This window comes from Frankia sp. CgJB1, from assembly GCF_977947065.1.
Genome location: NZ_CDWTNB010000179.1, coordinates 1 through 8126, shown reverse-complemented (window position 1 = coordinate 8126; position 8126 = coordinate 1). Strand labels below are relative to the sequence as shown.

The 8126-nt window shown below is 70.1% G+C and carries 8 protein-coding genes; 6 read left to right on the top strand and 2 right to left on the bottom strand.

All coding sequences use genetic code 11. The annotated features are described in order from the left end of the window. Nucleotides 1–485, top strand: a 485-nt coding sequence (locus tag AC08OT_RS16980) for a hypothetical protein (protein WP_476603024.1), incomplete at its 5' end; no start/stop codon positions are given. Next, nucleotides 472–909, top strand: coding sequence for a DUF5130 family protein (locus tag AC08OT_RS16975; protein ID WP_476594674.1), 438 nt, complete (start codon nucleotides 472–474; stop codon nucleotides 907–909). The genes AC08OT_RS16980 and AC08OT_RS16975, both read left to right, overlap by 14 nt. 39 nt (nucleotides 910–948) lie before the next feature. Here the strand turns inward: AC08OT_RS16975 and pepN are convergent, their stop codons facing one another. Then, nucleotides 949–3495, bottom strand: coding sequence for an aminopeptidase N (gene pepN, locus AC08OT_RS16970; protein ID WP_476594675.1), 2547 nt, complete (start codon nucleotides 3493–3495; stop codon nucleotides 949–951). A gap of 452 nt (nucleotides 3496–3947) precedes the next feature. Here pepN and AC08OT_RS16965 point away from each other — a divergent pair, with 452 nt between their 5' ends. The 3 genes from AC08OT_RS16965 to AC08OT_RS16955 are packed head-to-tail and all read left to right on the top strand — an operon-like array spanning nucleotide 3948 to nucleotide 6314. After that, nucleotides 3948–5066, top strand: a complete 1119-nt coding sequence (locus AC08OT_RS16965; protein ID WP_476594548.1) for an AI-2E family transporter — start codon at nucleotides 3948–3950, stop codon at nucleotides 5064–5066. 56 nt (nucleotides 5067–5122) lie between these two features. Next, nucleotides 5123–5806, top strand: a complete 684-nt coding sequence (locus AC08OT_RS16960) for a mycothiol-dependent nitroreductase Rv2466c family protein (RefSeq protein ID WP_476594549.1) — start codon at nucleotides 5123–5125, stop codon at nucleotides 5804–5806. A gap of 19 nt (nucleotides 5807–5825) precedes the next feature. Continuing rightward, the gene (locus tag AC08OT_RS16955) at nucleotides 5826–6314 is read left to right on the top strand and encodes a ribose-5-phosphate isomerase (RefSeq protein WP_462188112.1); all 489 of its coding nucleotides are present in this window, start codon (nucleotides 5826–5828) and stop codon (nucleotides 6312–6314) included. On the opposite strand, the gene AC08OT_RS16950 is transcribed toward AC08OT_RS16955, so the two are convergent. Beyond that, a complete protein-coding gene (locus tag AC08OT_RS16950) occupies nucleotides 6257–6742 on the bottom strand; it encodes a hypothetical protein (RefSeq protein WP_476594551.1) in 486 nt (161 codons plus the stop codon). The genes AC08OT_RS16955 and AC08OT_RS16950 overlap by 58 nt on opposite strands. A gap of 537 nt (nucleotides 6743–7279) precedes the next feature. Between AC08OT_RS16950 and AC08OT_RS16945 the strand changes: the two genes are divergently transcribed. After that, nucleotides 7280–8126: dolichyl-phosphate beta-glucosyltransferase (locus AC08OT_RS16945; protein WP_476603023.1), on the top strand; the 847-nt coding region annotated here is incomplete at its 3' end.

Below are 8126 nucleotides of genomic sequence, written 5' to 3'. Positions count from 1 at the left end.
CCCAGACGAGAACCGTAACCCCATTTCCCGGTAATCTTCGCTGCGTGACTCGACGTCGACCGCGCCAGACCCGATGGCTGCCGTTCGCCGGCACCTCCCGCCCGTGGCCGGGGGCGCACCCCGCGCCGGGGTTGCGATCCAGGATCGCGCCGCGCCGGGTTCTCACCGTTGCTGGCCTTGCGCTGTTCGCGGTGCCGGTGTTCGCGGTGAGCGCCTCGGCCGGGGAGATCGGAACCCTCTACAACCCCGATCCGCTCACGGCCGTGCAGTCATGGGCGATCTACGGCGGCACCATCGTCGGTGGGTTCGTCATCGCGATCCTGCTGGCCGCGTGGTCGAGCCGCAAGAGCGGGCCGGTGCGCTACCGCCCGGGGCAGCCCTGGGAGCACGACGAGATCTGGATCGGCTCCAAGCCGGAGGAGATCGAGGGCGAGCAGGCGAAGACCGCCCTTCCCGGCGCGGGTGGTGCCAGTGGCAACTGGTGAGCCGTTCACCCACGAGCAGCTCGACCGGCTGAACCGGGCCCGGGAGCTCGCCGAGACGCATACCGGTATCCACGTCAGCATCCGGATCGGCGCGGTGCGCGGCGACGCCCGGCTCGCCGCCGAGCGGATCCTCGCGAACCTCGTCGACGACGCGGGGCGGGATGCCGCCGTGCTGATCCTCGTCTTGCCCGGGCAGCGGTTCGTGCGGATCGCCACGACCCCGGCCGCCAAGAAGCGGATCGGCGACTCGGCCGCCGGGCTCGCCGCGTTGACGATGGCCTCCAGCTTCGCGCTGGGCGACCTGGTCGGCGGCCTGATCGCCGGTATCCGCCAGCTCGCGGACGCGGCAGGTGGCGCGGGCGGCGCAGCCGCCGGGACCCTCCCCCCGACGCAGCCTTCGTTGGCGGTCAGCCCGACGCCCTGACCCCGCTGGCCCCGACCGGCGTGATGCGGGTACGGTACGCTACGCCGCCTCGATGTCCTTCTTGCGCGCGGCCAGCGCCCGGACGAGCCCGTCGCGGCCTTCCAGCAGGGCCCGCCGCAGGGGCGGAACCGGGTTGTGCTCGGCCAGGTAGGCGTCGACCTTCGCCACCGTCTCCGGTTCGATCACCGATGCCGGGAACAGCATCTGGGTGATGGTAGAAGCCATGTCGAAGCTGCGGGTCTCCCAGATCCCAGCGATCTCGTCGAAGAAACGGTCCACGTAGGGCCGGGTCAGCTCGAGCTGGTCGGAGATCCAGAAACCGCCCATCGTCGCGGCGGCCAAGTGGTTCGACAGGGTGTCCGAGTCCATGACCGCCGACCAGGCGGCCGCCTTCGCCGCCGCGGTCGGCCGTGCCGCCCGCGCGGTCGCCGCTCGCTTCTCGCCGGTGGCGGTGCGGTCGCGGGCGAGCTCCGCGTCGATCTCGGCGTCGGCGTACACGCCCCGCGCAACGAGCTGGGTCAGCAGGGTCCAGCGCAGCTCGGTGTCGAGCACGAGCCCCTCGATGACGTCGGTGCCCTCGAACAGCGCCCGGATCCGCGCCACCTGGTCGGCCTCCTCGGCCTGGGCGAAGGAGGTGGTGTAGACGAGCTGCAGGTCGCTGCCGGGGGCCGCGGCGCGCGCCAGCTCCTCGGCGCGTTCCGTCAGCGCGCGCAGCGCGGGCTTTCGGTTTGCCGGGTCACCGTAAGTGTCGATCGTCAGGTCCGCCTTGGCCAGCAGCGACTGCACCACGCCGATGTCGTCCTCGGCGGTCACCCCGGACAGCACGAGCCGGACGTAGTCGCGGGCGGCGAGTTCGGCGTCGCGGGTCATGTCCCAGGCCGCCGCCCAGCACAGCGTCCGGGGCAGTGACTGGGAGATGGCGCCGATCGACTCGACGAGCGTGGCCAGCGACCGCTCGTCGAGGCGCACCTTCGCGTACGTGAGGTCGTCGTCGTTGAGCAGGATCAGATCCGGCTGGCGGGCACCGACAAGCTTGGTGACCTCGGTGAGCTTGCCCGTCACGTCGAGCTCGACCCGTTCCCGCCGGACCAGCGCGCCGGTGGCGTCTCGATCGTAAAGGCCGATCGCGAGCCGGTGCGGGCGCAGCGTGCGCGAGGCGGTCGGCGGCGCCGACGCCGGCTCCTGCACCACGTCGAACGAGGTGAACAGGCCCGAGGAGTCGGTGAAGAAGCGCGGCCGCAGGGTGTTCGCGCCGGTGGTCTCCAGCCAGTCCGCGGACCAGGCGGTCAGGTTCCGCCCGCTGGCGTTCTCCAACTCGTCGAGCAGGTCGCGCAGCGACGTGTTCGCGTACTCGTAGCGGCGGAAGTACGTCCGCAGCCCGGCGAGGAACTCCTCCTGGCCGACCCAGGCCACGAGCTGCTTGAGCACCGAGGCGCCCTTGGCGTAGGTGATGCCGTCGAAGTTCGTCCGCACCGCGTCCATGTCCGGGGCGTCGGCGACGATCGGGTGCGTGGAGGAGAGCTGGTCCTGGCGGTAGGCCCAGCCCTTCTCCGCGTTGGCGAAGGTCGTCCAGCCGTTGGTGAAGCGGGTCGCGTTCACCTGGGCGAGGACCGACATGTAGGTGGCGAACGACTCGTTCAGCCACAGGTCGTCCCACCAGCGCATGGTGACGAGGTCACCGAACCACATGTGCGCCATCTCGTGCAGGATCGTCTCGGCGCGCCGCTCGCGGCGGGCTTCGGTCACCTTCGCCCGGAAGACGTACTCCTCCAGGAAGGTCACGCAGCCGGCGTTCTCCATCGCCCCGGCGTTGAACTCGGGCACGAACAACTGGTCGTACTTGCCGAACGGGTACCGGTAGTCGAACACCCGGTGGTAGAAGCCGAACCCAGCCTTGGTGATCTCGAAGAGCTCGGCGGGGTCGAGGAACTCGGCCAGCGATCGGCGGCAGTAGAAGCCCAGGTCTATGCCGTCGTGGTGGTCGCGGACCTCGTGGTACGGGCCGGCGACGAGCGCGGTGATGTACGTCGACATCACCGGGGTGGTCAGGAAGCGGATGGTGCGCACCCCGATCGCGGCCTCCGCCACCGCGGCGACTGCGCTGTTGGAGATCGCCTTCCATTCCGCCGGGACGGTGACCGTGAGGGTGAACGTCGCCTTGAGGTCGGGCTGGTCGAAGCAGGCGTACATCCGGTGCGCGTCGTACGTCTCGAACTGGGTGTAGAGGTAGACGGCCTCGTCCACCGGGTCGACGAAGCGGTGCAGGCCCTCACCGGTGCGGGAGTAGATGCCGTCCGCCACCACCGTGAGCCGGTTCGACTCCGCGAGGTTGTCGAGCCGGATCCGCTCGCCGTCGAACACCGTGGCGGGGTCGAGCGGCGCCCCGTTGAGAACAACCTCGTCGACCTTCGCGGCGGCGAGCTCGATGAACGTCGACGCCCCGGGCTCGACGCAGGTGAAGATGACCGCGGTCGACGTGCGGAAGGTCTCGTGGCCGGTCGTCAGGTCGAGTTCGACGTCATAGGAGGCGACGTTGAGCAGGCGGGCGCGCTCGCGCGCCTCGTCGCGGGTGAGGTTGTTGGGCACCCTGTTCCTTTCGGACGGCACGGACTTGCAGGACTGCGACACGGTCATCACCGTGTTCCCAGTCTCCCACGCCGATGAGGAGAACGGTCGCCGCCGGGGGGCGTGATGGCGGGGGGACATGGTGGTCGGGGGGACGTGGTGGCCGGGCCGTCGGCCGTGGTGCCGGTGCCGGAGATGGTGGATTGTGGTGATTGACGCGGGGTACCCGCTCTCGCTGGTCGCCGATGCGGCACGATGGCGACATCTTCCGCGTGACCAGCTTGCGGGACGCTTGCGGGAGGATCGGGACGTCCGCGCGGTCGCGGGATGGCGGGAAGAAGGCAGGAAGGGAGCCGCCGGTGAGACGGGTGGCGGGACTCGGTCGCGTCCCCGGGCGCCTTCATCGGGCTCGCCGGGCCTCAGCCGTTCCGGCCGGCGGTGGGTCGCCCACCGCGGCGGCATCCGAGGTGCCGATGCCTGAGGCGGCGACGCCCGAGCCATCGGGCGGGCCGCAGCCCGCCGGCGGGAGGGAGTCCCCGGCTCGGCGGGCCGACTATCACATCCCGGTCGCGCTGCGGGTCTCGGCGGGCTGGTCGTGGCGTCTGATCGTCACGGGCGCGGCCATCTACATCCTGCTGATGGTCGTGGGGCGGGTCCGGATCGTGGTGATTCCGCTCATTGCTGGGCTGCTCATCGCCGCTCTCATCCATCCGCTCGCGCACCGGCTGCAGCGGCTCGGCATGAACCGGCTGGGTGCCGCCCTCACCGCGCTGTTCGTGTTCTTCGCGGTGTTCGTGGGTGTCGGGGTGGCGGTGGGCTTCAACGCCGCGAACGAGATCCCCGCGGTCAGCGATCAGGTCAGCGAGGGCGTCGAGCAGATCCGCGGCTACCTGAGAAACGGTCCGCTCCACCTGTCGCAGAGCCAGATCGACAATCTGGTCGACGACATCCGCCAGAGCCTGGCGGACAACCGGGGGCGCCTGGTCTCCGGGGTAATCTCCGGCGCCTCGGTGGCCGCCGAGGTGCTCGCCGGCCTGCTCGTCACCCTGTTCTCGACCTTCTTCTTCCTGTACGACGGGGATCGTATCTGGGACTGGATCGTCACCCGCTTCCCGGACGGAGCGGAGGATCGGGTGCGCGGCGCCGGTCGGGAGGCGTGGAACACGCTGACCGGCTACATCCGTGGGACGGTCTTCGTCGCGGCGGTCGACGCGATCGGTATCACCATCGGCCTGGTCGGCGTGGGTGTCCCGCTCGTCGCGCCGCTGGCCCTGCTGACGTTCTTCGGCGGGTTTGTCCCGATTGTCGGGGCGGCGGTGGCCGGCGCCGCGGCGGTACTGGTGACCCTGGTCTCGAACGGCGTGCCGGATGCATTGATCATTCTGGGCGTCGTGTTGGCCGTGCAGCAGATCGAGGGGCACCTGTTGCAGCCGCTGGTCATGCGACGGGCGGTGCGGTTGCACCCGCTCGCGATTGTCATCGCGCTGTCGGCCGGTGGCGTGTTGGCCGGCATCCCCGGTGCCATCGCCGCCGTTCCGTTCGTCGCCATGGTGAACAGGGTCGCCGGTTATCTTGCCGCGAGCGGGAAGTGACCACCACCCTGACGGGTTGATCCCGGTCGAACGGTGCCGTCGACCGAGGAGACCACATGAGCGCCGACACTCTCGACACCCCCGCGGCCACGTCCGTACCCTCACCCACGCCCGTACCCTTGCCCGCGGACGCGACCGAAGCGGTCTTCGCCGATCTCTGGTTCGACCCGTCCTGTCCGTGGGCCTGGCTTACCTCCCGCTGGCTACTGGAGGTCGAGAAGATCCGGCCGGTGCGGATCCGCTGGCACGTGATGAGCCTGTCGGTGCTCAACGAAGACCGGGACATGCCCGAGCAGTACAAGCAGCTGCTGGCCAGCGCCTGGGGGCCGGTGCGGCTCTGCGCCGCCGCCGTCGACCGGCACGGTGCGGACATCCTGCGCCCGCTGTACACGGCGCTTGGCCGTCGCCGTCACCTGGACAAGGCGGAATGGGACGAGAACACCTTCGTCGCCGCCCTGACCGAGGCCGGTGCCGATCCGGCGCTCGCCGCCGAGGCGACCTCGACGGCCTGGGACGAGCGGGTGCGGGCCAGCCATGCCGAGGGGATCGGCCGGGTGGGCATGGACGTGGGCACCCCGGTCATCGCCGTGGGGGAGACCGCCTTCTTCGGTCCGGTGATCACCCCGGCACCCAAGGGGGAGGAGGCCGCACGACTGTGGGACGGAGTTCTGCTCGTCGCCGGTACCCCTGGCTTCTACGAGCTCAAGCGGACCCGGGACCAGGACCCGCTCTTCACGTGATCGGGCATGATGGCACATCATGCGTGTCCATCTGGGATCTGACCATGCGGGCTTCCGCCTGAAGGAGGCGCTCGCCGAGCGTCTGGTGGAGCTGGGCCACGCGCCCGTCGACCATGGTCCTGCCGAGTACGACCCCGACGATGACTACCCCCCGTTCGTCCTCGCCGCCGCCGCCGCCACCGCCGCCGAACCGGGCAGCGTGGGCATCGTCATCGGGGGATCGGGCAACGGGGAGGCCATCGCGGCGAACAAGGTCGCCGGGGTGCGCGCGGCCCTGGCGTGGAGCGAGCAGACGGCGACGCTGGCCCGCCAGCACAACGATGCCAACGTGCTGAGCCTCGGCGCACGCATGTACACCGTCACGGAGGCCCTGACGTTCGCCGAGGTCTTCCTCACCACGCCGTTCAGCGGGGAGCAACGACACGTGCGGCGGCTGCGGATGCTCTCGGCCTACGAGCGGACCGGGGACGTGCCGTCGGTGCCCGGGTCGGCGTCGTCGGCTTCCTGAGACCTGTTCTTCGAGGACCCGGTCCCGGCGGATCCGGTCTCGGTAGGGCCGCTCTCACGCGGTCCGGCGGATCCGCGGTCGGAGCGTCGGCGGGTCCTCCGGGTACCCCGGCCGCGGCGGTCGGTCGTGCCGCTCTCGGCTCCGGCACGACCGGTTCCGGCACGGCTGGGGCCGCCGCGGCGGACCGGGTCGGTGGAGCTGGTCGACGGGGTCGCCGGGGTGGGGCGTGATCCGCGATGCAATACCATCGATCGCTCGGCCTCGGCGAGGTCGGCGTCGGTGGGCCGGGCGGCGTCGCGGGCCCGCATCGCCGTTCTCGGGGGCAGCTTGCTGCGACCCGCGTCGATGAGACCGCGCAGCTGCGCGTCCGCCTCGCCCGCCCCGGCCGCCTGCGACCGGGCCCGGCCTGCGCGCTCGGGTCGTGGCATGGCTCCTCCATCCGCTCTGGCCGGAAACCTTGGCGGATCATCCCAGAAGCGGGCCGCTCGGGAGGCCTCGTGACGCGGGTGGACGTCGGAAATCCGCCGGTGCGCGGTTATCCCCCGCGACAGGTTGATCTCCACCCTTGCGTTTCCGAAGGTTTCCGGAAGTTCACCGTCCCGTGTACTACCGGCGGGTCGCCCGACGGCGACAGCGCCGACTGCCCGATCCAGGATGATCCGAGGCGATCCGGGGGGATCGGCCACCCCCTGTCCGAGCTGTTCTCCCCCATCCGTATGCTACACATCGCCAGATGAACGTCCGATAGCCCAGCATGTGCCCAATAGATGTCCATCTGTACTCAATAGATGTTCATTGTGACACCTTGCTAGTAAATGAAACGAAAGGAAACTTTAGCATGCATGCTTTGCCACATTTCGGTAGAACACCTGAAACTGTTTGCTGATCTCGATCAGCCGTTACCAACCGCTGCGCCTCGGTGGCTTCAGTCATCGGCTCTGTCGTCGCGGCCTAGGAGCTGAGTCTTGGACTGCGTGCCTGTGAGCGTCGTCATCCCCGCCTACAACGAGGCGATACGCCTGCCCGGCTCGCTACCCCCGCTGATCTCGGTCATGCACAGGATCCCCGATGCCGAGGTGATTGTGGTCGACGACGGCAGCACGGACGGCACCGCTGCGATCGCCGAGGAACTGCTCGCGGATCTGCCCGGTGGTCGGGTCCTGCGGCTGCCGTGGAACTCGGGTAAGGGCGCCGCGGTCCGCATGGGGGTGTCGGTCGCGCACGGTGAGTCGATCGCCTTCCTGGACGCCGACGGCGCCTCGGACGTCAATGATCTTCCTCTGCTCCTCGCCGCGTTGGAGCACGCCGAAGTGGCGCTCGGATCGCGCCGGGTCGGGGCGGGTGCGGTCCGCAGCAGTGGCCGGCGGGTCGGCAGCTGGGCCTTCAACCAGATCACCCGGTCCCTGACCAGCCTGGACGTCGCCGACACCCAATGCGGATTCAAGGCCTTCCGCGGTCCCGAGGCCAAGCTGCTGTTCAGCCTTGCGCGCTCCTCCGGATTTGGGTTCGACGTGGAGGTGCTCTCGATCGCCCGGTTGATCGGCTACCGGATCACCGAGGTCCCGGTCCGATGGGCGGAGATACCCGGTGGCACGTTCCGGGTGACCCGGCACACTCCCGCGATGCTCGTCGACGTGATGCGCGCCCGGCGATACCTGAACCGCTCCGCTCCCGGCCTCGTGGTGACGCGTCCCACGGTGCAGTCGCCCGCCGCCGCGGCGGCGCCGGTTCGCCCGGGCGACGGGGCGTCCCCCGCAGCCCAGGTCCGCGTCCCGCCTCCTGCCGTGAGCGTCCCGGCACCCGCGGAACCGG